General features: G+C 66.8%; 18 protein-coding genes. 5 read left to right on the plus strand and 13 right to left on the minus strand.

All coding sequences use genetic code 11. The features are described 5' to 3' along the window. Position 1: 1 nt before the first annotated feature. From SBI20_RS01890 to SBI20_RS01910, 5 genes are read right to left on the minus strand one after another with little or no spacing between them, the layout of a single operon-like run. Complete coding sequence (locus tag SBI20_RS01890; protein WP_317973445.1) at positions 2 to 793, minus strand: sulfite exporter TauE/SafE family protein; 792 nt, start codon at positions 791 to 793, stop codon at positions 2 to 4. Beyond that, a complete protein-coding gene (locus SBI20_RS01895) occupies positions 790 to 2,376 on the minus strand; it encodes a bifunctional protein tyrosine phosphatase family protein/NAD(P)/FAD-dependent oxidoreductase (protein ID WP_317973446.1) in 1,587 nt (528 codons plus the stop codon). The genes SBI20_RS01890 and SBI20_RS01895 overlap by 4 nt, the downstream gene beginning before the upstream one ends. 34 nt (positions 2,377 to 2,410) lie before the next feature. Continuing rightward, a complete protein-coding gene (locus SBI20_RS01900) occupies positions 2,411 to 2,866 on the minus strand; it encodes a YeeE/YedE family protein (protein ID WP_317973447.1) in 456 nt (151 codons plus the stop codon). After that, positions 2,866 to 3,342: a YeeE/YedE family protein gene (locus SBI20_RS01905; RefSeq protein ID WP_317973448.1), complete on the minus strand. Its 477-nt coding sequence runs from the start codon at positions 3,340 to 3,342 to the stop codon at positions 2,866 to 2,868. The genes SBI20_RS01900 and SBI20_RS01905 overlap by 1 nt, the downstream gene beginning before the upstream one ends. Then, complete coding sequence (locus SBI20_RS01910; protein WP_317973449.1) at positions 3,339 to 4,322, minus strand: MBL fold metallo-hydrolase; 984 nt, start codon at positions 4,320 to 4,322, stop codon at positions 3,339 to 3,341. The genes SBI20_RS01905 and SBI20_RS01910 overlap by 4 nt, the downstream gene beginning before the upstream one ends. A gap of 147 nt (positions 4,323 to 4,469) precedes the next feature. On the opposite strand from SBI20_RS01910, the gene SBI20_RS01915 reads away from it, so the two are divergent. From SBI20_RS01915 to SBI20_RS01930, 4 genes are all read left to right on the plus strand, one after another. Then, entirely contained in the window at positions 4,470 to 5,108 is a 639-nt protein-coding gene (locus tag SBI20_RS01915) for a peroxiredoxin (RefSeq protein ID WP_317973450.1), read from the plus strand. Then, a complete protein-coding gene (locus tag SBI20_RS01920) occupies positions 5,105 to 5,521 on the plus strand; it encodes an ArsR/SmtB family transcription factor (RefSeq protein ID WP_317973451.1) in 417 nt (138 codons plus the stop codon). Before SBI20_RS01915 ends, SBI20_RS01920 begins: the two co-directional genes overlap by 4 nt. A 314-nt stretch (positions 5,522 to 5,835) precedes the next feature. After that, positions 5,836 to 6,177 carry a 2Fe-2S iron-sulfur cluster-binding protein gene (locus SBI20_RS01925; protein WP_317973452.1) on the plus strand — a complete coding sequence of 114 codons (342 nt, stop codon included), beginning with the start codon at positions 5,836 to 5,838 and terminating at the stop codon, positions 6,175 to 6,177. A gap of 171 nt (positions 6,178 to 6,348) precedes the next feature. After that, a complete protein-coding gene (locus SBI20_RS01930) occupies positions 6,349 to 7,296 on the plus strand; it encodes an MBL fold metallo-hydrolase (RefSeq protein WP_411911484.1) in 948 nt (315 codons plus the stop codon). 95 nt (positions 7,297 to 7,391) lie between these two features. On the opposite strand, the gene SBI20_RS01935 is transcribed toward SBI20_RS01930, so the two are convergent. Both SBI20_RS01935 and SBI20_RS01940 read right to left on the minus strand, forming a co-directional pair. Beyond that, on the minus strand, positions 7,392 to 8,225 hold the full coding sequence (locus SBI20_RS01935; RefSeq protein WP_317973453.1) for a PhzF family phenazine biosynthesis protein: 834 nt from the start codon (positions 8,223 to 8,225) through the stop codon (positions 7,392 to 7,394). 28 nt (positions 8,226 to 8,253) lie between these two features. Next, positions 8,254 to 8,607: a UrcA family protein gene (locus SBI20_RS01940; RefSeq protein ID WP_317973454.1), complete on the minus strand. Its 354-nt coding sequence runs from the start codon at positions 8,605 to 8,607 to the stop codon at positions 8,254 to 8,256. A gap of 115 nt (positions 8,608 to 8,722) precedes the next feature. On the opposite strand from SBI20_RS01940, the gene SBI20_RS01945 reads away from it, so the two are divergent. After that, the gene (locus tag SBI20_RS01945) at positions 8,723 to 10,108 is read left to right on the plus strand and encodes an aminotransferase-like domain-containing protein (RefSeq protein WP_411911485.1); all 1,386 of its coding nucleotides are present in this window, start codon (positions 8,723 to 8,725) and stop codon (positions 10,106 to 10,108) included. 143 nt (positions 10,109 to 10,251) lie between these two features. Here the strand turns inward: SBI20_RS01945 and SBI20_RS01950 are convergent, their stop codons facing one another. The 6 genes from SBI20_RS01950 to SBI20_RS01975 form a co-directional block, all read right to left on the minus strand. Next, entirely contained in the window at positions 10,252 to 10,992 is a 741-nt protein-coding gene (locus SBI20_RS01950; RefSeq protein WP_317973455.1) for an acetoacetate decarboxylase, read from the minus strand. 22 nt (positions 10,993 to 11,014) lie between these two features. Further along, a complete protein-coding gene (locus SBI20_RS01955; RefSeq protein ID WP_317973456.1) occupies positions 11,015 to 11,668 on the minus strand; it encodes a 3-oxoacid CoA-transferase subunit B in 654 nt (217 codons plus the stop codon). A gap of 3 nt (positions 11,669 to 11,671) precedes the next feature. Further along, complete coding sequence (locus tag SBI20_RS01960; protein ID WP_317973457.1) at positions 11,672 to 12,322, minus strand: CoA transferase subunit A; 651 nt, start codon at positions 12,320 to 12,322, stop codon at positions 11,672 to 11,674. A 104-nt stretch (positions 12,323 to 12,426) separates the two neighbouring features. Then, positions 12,427 to 13,362 (minus strand): electron transfer flavoprotein subunit alpha/FixB family protein, encoded by a 936-nt coding sequence (locus SBI20_RS01965; RefSeq protein WP_317973458.1) that lies wholly within the window; start codon positions 13,360 to 13,362, stop codon positions 12,427 to 12,429. 84 nt (positions 13,363 to 13,446) lie between these two features. After that, the gene (locus SBI20_RS01970) at positions 13,447 to 14,193 is read right to left on the minus strand and encodes an electron transfer flavoprotein subunit beta/FixA family protein (protein WP_317973459.1); all 747 of its coding nucleotides are present in this window, start codon (positions 14,191 to 14,193) and stop codon (positions 13,447 to 13,449) included. Between the two features lie 81 nt (positions 14,194 to 14,274). After that, the gene (locus tag SBI20_RS01975) at positions 14,275 to 16,044 is read right to left on the minus strand and encodes an acyl-CoA dehydrogenase C-terminal domain-containing protein (protein WP_317973460.1); all 1,770 of its coding nucleotides are present in this window, start codon (positions 16,042 to 16,044) and stop codon (positions 14,275 to 14,277) included. Positions 16,045 to 16,074: the final 30 nt, after the last annotated feature.

Below are 16,074 nucleotides of genomic sequence, written 5' to 3' on the forward strand. Positions count from 1 at the left end.
GTCAGGAAGCGGAAAGGAAGGCGGCGGCGCTGCGCCAGAGCATGTAGAAGGCGACGGCGAAGATGAGGCAGGCAAAGACCGTGGTGAGGCGCCCGCTCTTGCCCCCCAGCCGCTGGGCAATCCGCGTGCCGCCGATGCTGCCGACGACCCCGCCGACCACGAAGACCAGCGCGAGCGGCCAGTCGACGAGGCCGGAGAACGCATAGTTGGCCGCCGTGGTGAGGCCAAAGGCGGTGACCGCGACGAGCGAGGTGCCCACCGCCATCAGGATCGGCATGCCGGTCGAGGCGACCAGCCCCGGCACGATCAGGAAGCCGCCGCCGATCCCGAAGAAGCCCGAGAACACGCCCGAACCAAGGCCATAGGCGGCCACTTTGGGGGCCTTTTCGCGGTTGCATTCGGCGCCCGGATTGCCCGGATTGCCGCGCCCCTTGAGCATCAGCGCGCCCACCAGCAGCATGACCAGCGCAAAGAGGAACAGCAGCTTGTTGCCATCGACCATCTTGCCGAAGGTCGACCCCACGAGCGCGCCGATAATGCCTGCGGCGGCATAGATCCCCCCGCAGCGCCATTTGACGTGCTGGGCGCGGGCATGGCTGACAAGGCCCGCTGCCGCATTGGCGGCCACGGCCAGCGCGCTCGTGCCGATGGCCACATGGGCATTGGGCACGCCGACCAGATAGACCATGAGCGGCACCGCCAGGATCGAGCCGCCCCCGCCCACCAGCCCGAGCACGAAGCCGACCAGGCCGCCCGAGAGGGCGCCCAGTGCATAGTGGAAGGTATCCATCATGTTGTCTGTCCTGCTGCGATCATTTGGGGTTTGACCATCCATTCGCGGCCCTTGAGCATCCCGTGCCAGTAGACCGGGGGCAGGATCGTATCCTTGAGCAGCCAGGCCAGGCGCGAGGGGCGGGTGCCGTCGATCAGCCAGCGCGGGAACGTGGGCAGCAGCTTGCCGCCATAGCCGAATTCGGCCAGCACGATCTTCCCGGCCTCGACCGTCAGCGGGCAACTGCCATAGCCGTTGTACGTGGCGACCGGGGGCTTGCCGTCGAGCGCGGCAAGGGCATTGACCGCGACGATGGGAGCCTGCTTGCGGGCGGCGGCGGCGGTCTTGGCGTTGGAGGCCGAGCAACTGTCGCCCAGCGCGAAGATTTCGGGGTAGCGGGGGTGGCGCAAGGTCGCCTCGTCGACTTCGACGAAGCCCGAGGGCGCGGCCAGCGGGCTGGTGCGGATGAATTCGGGCGCGACCTGGGGCGGCACGACGTGGATCATGTCGAACCGTTCGGCCACGCGCCTCGTGCCTTCGCCGTCGCTGCGCTCGAAGATCGCGGTCTGGGCAGGGCCGTCGATCTCGACCAGCTTCGATCCGAAGGCCAGGTCGATGCCATAGCGTTCGACATAGGCCATCAGCGGGGGCACGTAAGTCGGCACGCCGAACAGCGCGGTGCCAGCGGTGTGGAACTGCACGTTGGTGCGCGCGAGCATGCCCATGCGCTCCCAGCGGTGGCACGAGAGATACATCGCCTTTTGCGGGGCGCCCGCGCACTTGATCGGCATCACGGGCTGGGTGAACAGCGCGCGGCCGCCGGAAAACTGCTGGACCAGCCGGTTGGTATAGGGCGCCAGATCGAAGCGGTAGTTGGAGGTGACGCCGTTCTGGCCGAGCGTTTCGGTCAGGCCGGGGATGGCGCCCCAGTCGAGCGAGATGCCCGGACAGACGATCAGCACCTGATAGCCGATGCGGCGGCCGTCGCCGAGCGTGACCTGCCGTTCCTCGGGATGGAATTCGGCGGCCGATTCCCGGATCCAGCGCGCGCCGCGCGGGATGAGGTCGGCCTGGGCGCGGCGGGTGAAGTCGGGTCCGAAGATGCCCGCGCCGACCATGGTCCAGCCCGGCTGGTAGTAATGCATTTCGGACGGGTCGAGGATGGTCAGGCGGATGCCGCGCCGGCGCTTGAGGATGCTGGCCGCCGTGGCGATGCCCGCGCTGCCGCCGCCCACGATCAGGACGTCGCAGGTGTCCGCCTCGGCCGGGTCATCCAGAAGCCCGGCCATCTGCGCCAGCTTTTCGGCCCGTGCGCCCGAGCGGCAATAGGCCAGCGTCGGGGCGGGCAGGGTTTCGAGCGCGCTGCGCATGGCGCTGGCATTCGCGTCGGTCAGCGCGCCTGAAATGGCGGGAATATAGGCGAAGGCCAGGCCCGCGGCCTGCGCTGCGGCGCGGATGTCGTCGGCGCTGGGCTGGTCGGGGCTTTCCTCGTCGGGGCGGTTGCAGATGATCGACCGATAGCCCGACCGGGCGACCCGGGCGATATCGTCCACTGTCAGCTGGGGGGCAACGGAAAGGCGCGGCGTCAGGGGTTTGATGACCAAGGGGGGGCTCCTTTATGGCATCGTGGAATGGGGGTCAGCGTGTCGCCATGCGGTGGAGGACCATGCCGCCAAGCATGGCCAGCACGAAGGGAACGGCAGAGGCCGGGGCGAGCGAGAGGCTGGCGATCGCGGGCCCCGGACACAGGCCGCCAAGGCCCCAGCCGATGCCGAACAGGATCGCACCGAGCGCCAGCTTGCCGTCGAGCGTGCGGGTCTCGGGAAGGTGGAAGGCGCTGTCGGCCAGCGGGCGTTCGAGCCGCAGGCGGATGCGCCAGGCCAGCGCCATGGGAAGGATCGCGCCGCCCATCACGAAGGCCAGCGTCGGGTCCCATGGGCCGAGCAGGTCGAGGAAGGCGCGCACGCGGGCCGGATCGGCCATGCCCGAGACGACCAGCCCGGCGCCGAACAGCGTGCCCGACAGCAAAGCGAGGAAAGTGCGCGTGGTATTGCCCATCTGACCGCCCTTCGTGGTGTTTTCAGGGTTGCTCATTACAGGGCTCCCGTCAGGCGCAGGACGGCGACCGTGGCAAAGCCGCTGGCCATGAACAGCCCGGTCGCCACCATCGAGCGGCGCGACAGGCGCGAAAGGCCGCACACGCCATGGCCGCTCGTGCAGCCCGACCCCAGCCGCGTGCCGAACCCGACGATCAGGCCCGCCACGATGAGCGTGGGCGTGGCCGGAAAGGTCGCGCTCACGCCGCCCGTGATCAGGCTGACGACCAGCGCGCCGAGTGGCAGGCCGAGGATGAAGGCCAGGGCCGTGCTGCGCGGCGCGCCACTTTGGGCGATACCGGCTGCCCGCGCGGCAAGGCCGCTTACCCCGGCGATCCGGCCCAGCGCGAGCAGCATGATCGCGGCGGCCAGGCCGATCATGATCCCGCCGGTCAGCCCGGCGCCCGGCTGGGCATGGGGGAAGGCTTTGGTGAAAGCCTGGCCCAGCGCCGTGCAGAAGGCAGGCGCGCTCACAGCTGGTTGACCGGGATCTTGAGGTAGACGACGCCGTTGTCCTCGGCGGGCGGGAGGTGCCCTGCGCGCATGTTCACCTGCACCGAAGGCAGGATCAGGCGCGGCACGGCCAGCGTGCGGTCGCGGCCTTCGCGCATGGCGACGAAGGCGTCCTCGTCGATCCCGTCATGGGCATGGACATTGGCGCGGCGCTGGTCGGCCACGGTGGTTTCCCAGGCGTAGTGGTCGCGCCCTTCGGGCAGGTAGTCGTGGCACATGAACAGCCGGGTTTCGCCCGGCAGTTCGAGGATGCGGCGCAGCGAGCGGAACAGGGTGCGCGCGTCGCCGCCGGGAAAGTCGGCGCGGGCGGTGCCATAGTCGGGCATGAACATGGTGTCGCCGACAAAGACCGCATCGCCGATCACATAGGCCACGCAGGCCGGTGTGTGGCCGGGCACATGAAGCACCGTGACCGGCAGTTCGCCGATCCGGAAGCTGTCGCCATCGGCCCACAGGCGGTCGAAGTCCGACCCGTCGCGCGCAAAGCCGGGTTCGGCGTTGAACAGGGTGCCGAAGGTCTTCTGCACTTCGCAGATATGCGCGCCGATGGCGATCTGGCCGCCCAGTTCCCGTTGCAGGAGGGGGGCTGCCGAGAGGTGGTCGGCATGGGCGTGGGTTTCGAGGTGCCAGTCGACGCTCAGGCCCAGCTCGGCGACATGGGCCAGAACCGGATCGACCGCCTCGCGCGAGGTGCGCCCCGAGGCGGGATCGTAGGAGAGCACGCTGTCGATGATGGCGGCCCGGCGCGTGTGGGGATCGTGGACGACATAGGTGACCGTGAAGGTCGGCATGTCGAAGAAAGCCTTGATGGCGGGCGTTCCCTGCTGCGCGGCGACGACTTGCGCACGGGCGCTGTCCAGAACCGGGTCTGGAACCTGTCCGGGGGAGTGGGGTTGGGCGTCGATCTGCGCGCCAGGCTGCGCGAGGGTGGGGTCCGGCATGTGAATCTCCTTTGATTTCACATTTACAAGAAATCTGTATTTATATAATCTGAAACCGTCAAGGGTTGGACATGGGGGCTTGCCTCGGACGCGGGGAGCTTGCCATGGGCCCGGCGGGCTTGCAGGGAGCGGGGCATGGATGTTGAAATGACCAAAGACGCGGCTTCTCTCAGAAGTGGCCAGATCCGGATCGGCGATCTGGCGCCCGATTTTCAGGCCCGCTCCACGCAAGGGCCATTCCAGCTTTCCGCCTTGCGCGGGCAATGGGTGCTCTTTTTCTCGCATCCGGCGGATTTCACCCCGGTGTGCAGCACCGAATTTGCCGAACTGGCCCGGCGCCAGGCCGATTTCGATGCGCTGGGGTGCAGGCTCGTCGGGCTCTCGGTCGACAGTCTCTATGCCCATTTCGCCTGGGTCCGCGCCTTGCGCGACCTGTTCGGTGTCGAGATCACGTTCCCGATCATCGAGGACCCGAGCATGGCAGTGGGCCGGGCCTATGGCATGATCGACGACACGTCGGCCGACAGCATGGCGATGCGCTCGACCTTCTTCATCGACCCGCGCGGCGTGGTGCGCGCCACGACCAGCTATCCGCACAATGTCGGCCGCTCGGTCGAGGAAATGCTGCGCCTGCTGCGCGCGTTGCAGCAGGTCGATGACGCCGATGTGCTGACCCCGGAAGGCTGGGCGGCGGGCGGGCGGCTGTTGCTGCCCGCGACGACCACCCCGGAGGGCGCTGCCGACTGGTTCTGCCGCTTCGAGGACAGCCCCGGGGATCGCCCGTGAAGGCGCTTTACGAGGACCGCGAGCTTGCCGCTCTCGCTGCCGAGAAGATCAAGATATTCGCCCAGCCCCAGCGCCTGATGATCCTCTCGTGCCTGTTGCGCGGGGAGCGCAATGTCGGCGACATCGCCGAGGCGACCGGCCTCGTGCAGCCCGCGCTCAGCCAGCAACTGGGCGAGTTGCGCCGCGCCGAACTCGTGCAGACGCGCAAGGAGGCCAAGCAGGTCTGGTATGCGCTGGCCGACGCCGATGTGGCTTCATGCGTGCGCACGATCGAGGCGATTTTCGGCGGGATCGGTCAAATTCCGGCCGCTGACGTTGCGCCGTCCGCGCGCGCGCCGGCTGGCGCCCCGTCCACCGGTGCTTTTCCCGATGGTCCTCGCAATGGTGTGGCGGCCTTTGCCCGCATCCTGTGACCCTGCATCCTGGAGCAGGGAAGCCTGACCGTATCACGCCTGCTGCTCGTCCGGGATGGCGCGTCCCGGAGTGGGTATGCGCGTAGTACCCGGATGGCCTGAAATTATTACTGTTGACATTAAAAGTAATACTTAATACGAATTCCATCCGTGGAAATCGAGCCTCCAGTCTGGTCCGTTAGCCTTGTCCGTTTCGGCATGAGGCTGCCGAACGCGCTTTTCCATCAACGTGACACGGCGTCGGCAGTGCGCGCGCCATGGGGCAGGCCGCCGCACGCGACCATCGCATGACCCATCGACGGAGAAATACCGGAATGACCGTGAATTTGGAGCAGAACAGGATCAGCATTCACGTCACCGACGTCGCGGGGACGACCCGCGAGATCGCGGGTGATATCGGCACGTCCCTCATGGAAATCATCAAGGTCGCCGGGATCGACGATATTCCCGCGTTTTGCGGTGGCGTGTGCTCGTGCGCGAGCTGCCATGTCGTGATCGCCCCGGATTTTGCCGGTCTGCTGCCCGCCATGTCGGAAGACGAAGCCGATCTGCTGGACGGTTCGGCCCATCGCGCCGAGGGCTCGCGCCTGTCGTGCCAGGTCAAGGCGTCGAGCGAACTGGATGGCCTGTGCCTGACCATCGCGCCTCAGGAGTGATCAGGCCAGAAATGATCCGGCACGACTGATCGAAAACGGCGGGAAGGAAGCGCGAACCCGGGAATGCCATGAGGGTTTTCTTTTCCGCCACGCCGTTCAAGGAGCGACTGTTGTGAAGCAATCCCGTTTACGCCGACTTGTCCGGGGCGCCAAATGAAGCGCGGGGGGCGTGTGAGGGGGCTGACCCTGTCGTTGCTGCCACTGGCTGCGGCCTGTCTGGCCGGGGAGGGGGCGCAGGCCGCAGGCGGAACGCAGGCCGGAGAACCGGTGTTCGATCCGCCTGCTCCCGTGGCATGGCCGGCCTTTGCCCCCTGGATCGACGGGACGGGCGCGAGCGAGCCTGAAACCCAGGTCCAGATGATCGACCCGGACACCGCCGTGATCCGCCAGTCGGTGCGCACCAATTTCGAGGCGCCGTTTCTCTACCTGCTGTTCGGTCGCGACCGCGTGGTGCTGTTCGATACCGGCGCAGGGGGGCTCAAGGTTCGCCCCACGGTCGACCGGCTGATCGCGCAATGGCGCGAACGCCATCAGGGGCGCCCGATCCGGCTTCTGGTCGCCCATACGCATGGGCACGGCGATCATCATGCCGGAGACGCGGAATTCGCGGATCGGCCCGATACGACGGTTGTCGGGCTCGGGCCGGAGCAGGTCGCGGCGGCGTTCGGCATCGCGCACTGGCCCGAGGGGATCGGCCATCTCGATCTGGGGGGCAGGGTGCTCGACATCATCCCCACACCGGGTCACGAGCCAGCCCATATCATGGTCTATGATGCCATAACGCAGCTCCTCTTGTCGGGGGACATGCTCTATCCGGGGCGCCTCTATATCCCTGCCGGGCACTTCGACGAATTTCGTGCCAGTGCCGACCGGCTGGCGGCCTTTGCCGACACGCATCCGATCCGCGCCTTGCTGGGCACGCATATCGAAATGACGCGCACACCGGGGCAGGACTATCCGATGGAGGCTTCCAGCCATCCCGAGGAGCGGGCGCTGCCGCTTTCTCCTTCGGTTATCAAGGAATTGCAGGGCGCACTTGCCACTGCATCCTCGCCTCCGGCGATCGACCGTCATGCCGATTTCATCATCTATCCGCTTCCGCCGCGTCCTGCGCGATGAGGCAGGACGCAATTGCGGCATGATGGCGTCATGAACCGCTCCGGGGCTTGCCCCCCGCCCGATCGGGCGAGGGGCTGGCCGTCATGGGTGGCCTCTCACTGCCCGGAGAACATGGTTCGGGTGCGACCACCCACCCAGACCTGACCGCTCGCATCCTGCGACACCTGGACCCGGCCCATGCGACCCAACCGCGTGCCTTGCGCCGCCACGTAGGCACCGCGTGCCCGCCCGCTGGCAAACAGCCATTGCCCGACCGAGGCATTGAGGCTGCCGGTGACGGGGTCTTCGATCAGGGCGCCGTCCTGTCCCGAGAAGATCGCGCGCAGTTCGAACGCGGTCTCGCTTTCCGGGGCATGGGGGCCGACAAGGCCGATGTCGATCCGCTCCGGGTGGTGCCGGGCCGGTTCGACGGCGAGGACCGCTTCTGCCGAGGGCAGCAGGACGGCCAGCCAGCCCGGACCATTGTCGACCCACTGCGCGGCGGTGATCATCGCGCGGTCGATGCGCAGGACTTGCGCGGCGCGGACGATGTCCGCCTCGCGCGGCTCGCCCGCGCGGATCAGGGGCGGGGCGGCAAAAGCGAGGGTCTCGCCGCCCTGACGGATCTCGACCAGCCCCGCGCCGCATTCCTGCACGATCACGCCTGAGCGCCTGGGCACGCCGCCCGCTTCGAGCCAGGCATGGCAGGTGCCCAGCGTCGGGTGTCCCGCAAAGGGCAGTTCATGCGAGAGCGTGAAGATCCGCACCCGGTAATCGGCCTCGCTGCGGGTTGGCGGCAGGAGAAAGGTGGTTTCCGACAGGTTCAGCCAGCGCGTGATGCGCTGCATCTCTTCGGTTGTCAGGTCTTCCGCCCCGGCGATCACGGCGAGCGGATTGCCCGTGAAGGGATCGGTGCCGAAAACGTCGACGAGCTTGAAAGGGCGGTTCATGGCATTGTCTCCGGATCAGGTCTGGCTTTCAAAGGCCCTGGTCGGCAGCGGCCCGGTTCAGCAGCGGATCGTTGATACGTGCGAGCGTCTTGATCATGCTCTCGTGCCAGCATGTCGAGGCCCGGACAGCCATTTTCACGTCGTGCAGGCTGGAATCGGGCGCACCGCACACCGCAAGCGCGGCGTCCCCGATCCGTGCCAGCGTCTTGCGCGCGGCCCGGATGGTGGCCGGATGCGTGTTCACGCCATGGAGCGTGATCGCATGGGTCTGGGCATCGGGCTTGTCCTGCGCGGCAGCCGGGGTGGCCAGCGCGACGCAGAGGGCGGCGGCCAGAGCCGCAGCGGGCGCGAGGGTGAGGGGGGTGCGGTACCTGAATGTCATCTATGCCTCCTGTGTGGCATCCAGTGCCCGAAAGGCTCTGGCCATTACAGGGACGGATCGGTACAATTCAGAAAAACCGTACCGATGGGAATCACAGTACAGTGAGGTCATTATCGTGGCTGCGACAAACCTGACCCGTACCGAACAAGTCATGCAGTCGATCCGCGACCGGATCGACCGCCGCCTGTTGACGCCCGGCGCCAGCCTCCCCTCGGTGCGGGCGATGGCCGAGACGACCGGCTTTTCGAAGTCGACGGTGGTTGAGGCCTATGACCGGCTGGCCGCCGATGGCGTGATCCGCTCGCGTCCGGGCGCGGGTTTCTATGTGTCGGCGCCGCTCTCGCCGCTTTCGCTCGACCGCATCGGCCCGCAGATCGAGCGGGAAGTCGACCCCTTGTGGATGCTGCGCCAGTCGCTGACCCATGGCAGCCATACCCTCAAGCCGGGCGGTGGCTGGCTGCCCGAGAGCTGGATGGCCGGGGCACAGATCCGCAAGGCCATGCGCGCGGCGGCCCGGAGCGACGCGGACAGTTCGCTGATCGGCTATTCCTCGCTGCTGGGGTCGGAGCGCATGCGCACCCTGCTGGCCCGTCGGCTGGAGGAACAGGGCGTGGGCGCCGCGCCCGGGCAGATCCTGCTGACCGAAAGCAGCACCCATGCGCTCGATCTGGTGAGCCGTTTCCTGCTCGAACCGGGCGACACGGTGCTGGTCGACGATCCGTGCTACTTCAATTTTCTGGCCCTGCTGCGGGCCCACCGGGCCAATGTCGTGGGCATTCCGATGACCCCGACCGGGCCTGACGTGGCGGCCTTCGCCGCGGCCCTGTCGGACCATCGCCCGCGTTTCTATCTGACGAATTCGGCCATTCACAATCCCACCGGGGCGACGCTTTCGGCAACGACCGCGCACCGGCTGCTCAAGCTGGCTGCCGAGCATGATCTGGTGATCGTCGAGGACGACATCTTCGCCGATTTCGAGCACACGCCCGCGCCGCGTCTGGCCGCTTTCGACGGGCTCGACCGGGTGATCCGGATCGGCAGCTTTTCCAAGTCGGTCACCGCCGCGATGCGCTGCGGGCATATCGCGGCGCGCCCGGACTGGATCGACTCCCTGGCCGACTTGCGCATCGCGACCGCGATGTCGGGCAATCCGCTCTCGGCCGAGGTCGTCCATGCGGTGCTGACCGATGGCGGCTATCGGCGGCATATCGAGGGGGTGCGAACCCGCCTTGCGCGCGCCCGGGCACGGACGATGGCGCGCCTGCGCGATATCGGCATCACCCCGTGGCTTGAACCGGCTGCGGGCCTGTTCGTCTGGGCGCGGCTGCCCGGCGGGCTCGATGCCGCCAGACTCGCCCGCGAGGCGCTGGCCGAAGGGATCGTGCTGGCACCGGGCAATGTGTTCAGCATAAACGGGATGTGGAGCGACTATCTCCGCTTCAATGTCACCTTGAGCGACGACGAGCGGATCACCGCCTTTCTGGCGCGCGCCTGCGCCTGATTGGTTTGAGTGTCTGATGGGGTACGGCGTCGGGCGTGCAGACGGCAAAAGGCCCGCGTATCCATGGGGACACGCGGGCCTTTTGGGGTGTGCGGATCAGCCGGGCTGACCGCCCGGGCGGGAGGGCGAGCCTCCCGGCCCGGTCAGGGCTTCATGTAGTCGTGCACGACCTTGCCGAGGCCGAGGGTCACGTCCGTCACGAAGTGGACGGCCGAGAGCACTTCGCGCACGGGCAGGCGGCTGACGTCGGCGCGGACATGGTCGAAGAGCTGGAGGCTCGCCGGACCAGACCAGGCGCCCTTCACCACGTAGTCTTCGAGATGGTATTCGACCAGCTCGCAGATGCGCGGGGTGCCATCGACGTGGGGGATCGTCTTGAGCAGGAAGTTGGGCATTTCGAGCGCCTTGGCGATCGGCGCGTGATCAAGGATCTCGTGCTTGTAGCCCATGGTCATGTTCACGCAGCGGATCGAACCGCAATCGAGCGTGCCGACCAGCACTTCGCCCTCGACGCGCAGGTTGGGCTTGGCCAGCTTCTTGGGGAAGCCCCAGATCTCGCGACCGCCCACGATGGGGGCTGCCGCATCGAGATACATCGCGTGGGTGTAGTTGCCCTCGCGCCCGTTGAAGCGCACCGGGATGACTTGGCCGGTTTCGGTATAGTCACCAAAGCCGACCGAGTCGGGCATGCGGATGAATTCATACTTCACCACCGGCTCGACGATTTCGAGCGGCTCGGGCACCACGGCGCGCAGCGCTTCCATGTCGGTGCGGTAGCTGATGATGACGAATTCGCGATCATAGAACCGGAACGGCCCACGCGGGTAGGACGGGCTGGTAAAGGGGATCGCGAAAGCGTTGTCTTTGACGTCTTCGATCTTCATGACAGATATCCTTGTGCGCCGCTCAGGCTGCCAGATCCATCTCGGGCACGTCGCCCTCGATGATCAGCTTGGCTGCGGTCGCTTCGACGATCTGCTCCACGGTCACGCCCGGCGCGCGTTCGAGCAGCACCAGCCCGGCATCGGTGGGCTTGATGACCGCCATGTCGGTGATGATGAGATCGACGCGGCGGTCGGCGGTGAGGGGCAGGGTGCACTTGGGCACGATCTTGGGCGCACCCTTGGCGGTGTGCTGCATGGCCACGATCACCCGGTTGGCGCAGGCCACCAGATCCATCGCGCCGCCCATGCCCGGCACCATCTTGCCCGGCACGATCCAGTTGGCCAGACGGCCTTCCTCGTCGACCTGAAGGCCGCCCAGCACCGTGGCGGCAAGGTGGCCACCGCGCACCAGACCGAACGAAAGCGTGCTGTCGATCGACATCGCGCCCGGCACGGCCCCGGCAAAGCCGCCGCCAGCATCGGTCAGCGAGGGGTCTTCCAGACCCGGCGCGGGCTTGGCGCCCAGACCCACCAGGCCGTTTTCGGAATGGAAGAAGATGCCGCTCTTGGGGGAAACATAGGTCGCCACCCCGGTCGGCAGGCCGATGCCGAGGTTGACGAAGCTGTCAGGTTCCAGTTCCTTGGCGGTACGGCGAAGAATGATTTCCTTGCTCATGGCTCAGGCCCTCGCGATCAGGTGGTCGATGACGATGCCGGGCGTGCGCACATCGTCGGGCGCAATCGCGCCCACCGGCACGATGACGCGGGCTTCGGCAAAGACGGTGTCGGCAGCCATGGCGATGGACGGATTGAAGTTCAGTTCGGTCATCGTGTAGGCAAGGTTGCCCACCATGTCGGCGCGGTCGGCATAGACGAAGCCGAAGTCGGCGCGCAGCGGCGGGGCATAGAGCCACTGCTCGCCACCGAGCGTCACCACATTGGTTTCGTCGGCAATGATCGTGCCCAGTCCGGTCTTGGTGAGCACGCCGCCCAGCCCGTGGCCCTTGGCGCGGATCTGTTCGACGAGGGTGCCCTGCGGCACGAGGTCGACCTGCATGGTCTTCTCGATCAGGCCCTTCTGCGTATCGGGGTTGGTGCCGATATGCGAGGCAACCACGCGAGCCACCTGGCCCGAGGTGATCAGCGCGCCGATCCCTTCACCGGCAAAGCCGGTGTCGTTGGAGATGATGGTCAGGTTCTTCTTGCCCGAGGCCAGCAGGGCCGCAATCAGCCGCTGGGGGCGACCGGCGCGCAGGAAGCCGCCGATCATGATGGAAGCGCCATCGGGGATGCCGGCAACGGCCTCCTCGGGGGTAATGGGGGTCTTCATGGCAGTCTCGCTTTTCCGTTTCGGTGCTGCCCGCGCCCGGACAAGTCAGGGCGTGGGCAGCACGGGGAGAGGGGCAGCAAAAGGAAGAAGGCTTGTTCTGCGCCTTAGCCCAGCGCCGCTTCGATCTGCGGCACGGCCTGGAACAGGTCGGCGACCAGACCGAAGTCGGCCACCTGGAAGATCGGGGCGTCTTCGTCCTTGTTGACGGCCACGATCACCTTGCTGTCCTTCATGCCCGCAAGGTGCTGGATGGCGCCGGAAATACCGAAAGCCATGTAGAGCTCGGGGGCAACGATCTTGCCGGTCTGGCCGACCTGGAAATCGTTGGGAGCATAGCCGGCGTCGACAGCCGCGCGGCTGGCACCCACGGCTGCGCCCAGCTTGTCGGCCAGCGGCAGGAGCACTTCGTTGAACTTTTCGGCCGAACCGAGCGCACGACCGCCCGAAACGATGATCTTGGCCGAACCCAGTTCAGGGCGTTCGCTCTTGGCCAGTTCCTCGCGCACGAAAGTCGCACGGCCTTCGACAGCCGGGGCGGCGACGGCTTCGACCGGGGCGCCCGCGCCATCGGCGGGGGTGGCGGCAAAGGCGGCGGTGCGCACGGTGAAGATCTTCACCGGCTCGGGGTTCTTGACGACCTCGATGGCGTTGCCGGCATAGATCGGGTGCTCGAAGGTGTCGGGCCCGTCGATCTTGGTGACGTCGGAAACCTGCATCACGTCGAGCTTGGCGGCGATGCGGGGCAGCACGTTCTTGCCGGTCGAGCTGGCCGGGGCGACGATCGCCTCATAGCCCTGCGCGATCGAGAGGACGAGCGCGGCGACCGGCTCGGCCAGGCCATTGGCATAGGCCGGAGCATCGGCCAGCAGCACCTTGGTCACGCCCTGGAGCTTGGCGGCGGCATCGGCGGCGCCCTGCGCGCCCTGGCCAGCCACGAGGATGTCGACCTCGCCGCCCAGCGCGCGCGCGGCGGTCAGGGCCTTGGTCGTCGCATCGGCGACGGTCTGGTTGTCATGATCTGCGATGAGAAGGGTTTTCATGGATCTTGTCCCGAATGAAGCCTGGGGGCTGGGGTTTCGTCCGGGCGCCGGGGCGCTCGGGCGGCCTTGCCCGGGAGGGGGCGCTCAGAGAGCGCCGACGGCCTTGAGCTTGCTCACGAGTTCCTGTGCATCGGCCACCTTGATGCCGGCCTTGCGGGCGGCGGGCTCGCGCACTTCGACCACGCTCAGGCGCGGGGCGGTATCGACGCCATAGGCCGCGGCGGGCTTGGTATCGACAGGCTTCTTCTTGGCCTTCATGATGTTGGGCAGCGAGGGATAGCGCGGCTCGTTGAGGCGCAGGTCGGTGGTGACCAGCGCGGGCAGCGACAGGCTCAGGGTCTGGTGACCGCCATCAACTTCGCGGGTGACGACCAGCGCGCCGCCGTCGAGTTCGACCTGCGAGGCGAACGTGGCCTGCGGCCAGTCGAGCAGGGCCGCCAGCATCTGGCCGGTCTGGTTGCTGTCGTCGTCGATGGCCTGCTTGCCGGTCAGCACGAGGTCGGGCTTTTCTTCCTCGACGACCTTGGCCAGCAGCTTGGCAATGGTGAGGGGCTCCACGCGGCCTTCGGCCTCGATCAGGATGCCACGGTCCGCGCCGATGGCCAGTGCCGAACGGATGGCATCGGCAGCCTTGGCCACGCCGATCGAAACGACCACGACTTCGGCAGCCTTGCCCGCTTCCTTGAGGCGGACGGCTTCCTCGACGGCGATTTCGCAGAAGGGATTGATGGAAAGCTTGATGTTGGCAAGGTCGACGCCGGTGCGGTCAGCCTTGACGCGGGGCTTCGCGTTGGAATCGATCGCCAGCTTGACCGGAACGAGAATTTTCATCGAAACTGTCTCTCAGCAGTGTTGCGCCGGACCGCAGTCAGGGGGGAGAGGGCGTGCAGCCCGGCGCAACAGGGGGAAGGCTTAGAACTCGGCGGAAGCGACCGCCATCAGCGGGGCCGAGCCAGCCTTGATCTGGACCGCAAGGGCATGAGCCTGGGGCAGGATGCGCGTGGCAAAGAAGTGCGCCACGGCCAGCTTGCGGGTCTCATGCGGGGTGGCCGCATTGCCCTTGGCCACGACGGCCAGACCCATGCGGACCCACAGCCAACCGAAGGTGACCAGCGCGAACATGCGCAGGTAGTCGGTTGCGGCGCTGTTCTGTTCGAGGCCGTTGGCGCCTTCACCGGTGGTGAGCCAGGCGGTCACGTCTTCGAGCGTGGCGAGAGCCGCAGCAACCGCCGTTGCGGTTTCGGCCAGAGCCGGCACCTTGGCGCCTTCGGCCAGCGTGGCCGAAATGTCGCCGAAGAAGCCGCGCACGGTGGCGCCGCCTTCGAGCGAGAGCTTGCGGACCACGAGATCCTGCGCCTGGATGCCGTTGGTGCCTTCGTAGATCTGCGCGATGCGGGCATCACGCACGAACTGTTCCTGGCCCCATTCCTTGATGTAGCCGTGGCCACCCAGAACCTGCTGGCCCAGCACGGTCGCTTCGAACCCGAAGTCGGTGAAGGCCGCCTTGATGACCGGGGTCAGCAGCGCGACGAGACCGGTCGACTGCTTGCGCACCTCGGCGTCGGTCGACTTCGATTCCTTGTCCATCTCCAGCGCGGTGAAGATGGTCAGCGCACGGGCGGCTTCCACGAACGACAGCATCGTCAGGAGCATCTTGCGCACGTCGGGGTGCTCGATGATCATGCCCGATTCCTTGGCACCGGGGGCGCGACCCTGCTTGCGCTCCTTGGCGTAGGTCGAAGCCGTCTGGTACGACGAGTCGGCCAGACCCAGGCCCTGCACACCCACGAACAGGCGTTCGGCGTTCATCATCGTGAACATGCCGTTGAGGCCGCGGTTGACCTCGCCGACCAGCCAGCCCTTGCAGTCGTCATAGTTCATGACGCAGGTCGGCTGGGCGTGGATGCCCATCTTGTGTTCGAGCGAACCGACGTTGACCGAGTTGCGCTCACCGAGCGAACCGTCTTCGTTCACCAGGAACTTGGGGCACAGGAACAGGCTGATGCCCTTGGTGCCGGCAGGCGCGTCGGGCAGGCGGGCGAGAACGAGGTGGATGACGTTCTCGGCCATGTCGTGATCGCCCGAAGAAATGAAGATCTTCGAGCCCGACACGGTGTACGAGCCATCGCCGTTCGGCTTGGCCGTGGTCTTGAGCAGGCCGAGGTCCGAACCGGCGGTGCCTTCGGTCAGGCCCATGGCCCCGGTCCACTGGCCCGAGATCATCTTGGGCAGGTAGGTGTCCTTCAGCTCCTGGCTGGCGTGGGCCTCGATGGCTTCACAGGCACCGCGGGTCAGGCCCGGGAACAGGCCGAACGACAGGTTCGAGGCCGAGAGCATCTCGTCCACGAGGATCTGCACCGTGCGGGGCAGGCCCTGGCCTTCGAATTCGGTCGGGGCCGACAGGCTCGACCAGCCGCCATCGACGAACGCCTTGAAGGCTTCCTTGAAGCCCTTGGGGGTGAAGACCTTGCCATCGACCAGACGGCTGCCTTCTTCATCGCCGCTCTGGTTGATCGGACGCAGCACGCCCGCGCAGAACTTGCCGGCTTCTTCCAGAATGCTCTCGACCAGATCGGCCGACACGTCTTCGTAGCCGGGAAGGCCGGTCAGGATCTTTTCAGCCTGGAACACGTCCTTCAGCAGGAAACCCATGTCTTCGACGGGGGGAGTATAATCGGGCATTGAACGCTCCTTGTTTTTGCCGCGCCTTTT

The organism is Novosphingobium sp. IK01 (assembly GCF_033242265.1).
Lineage (GTDB): Bacteria > Pseudomonadota > Alphaproteobacteria > Sphingomonadales > Sphingomonadaceae > Novosphingobium > Novosphingobium pituita.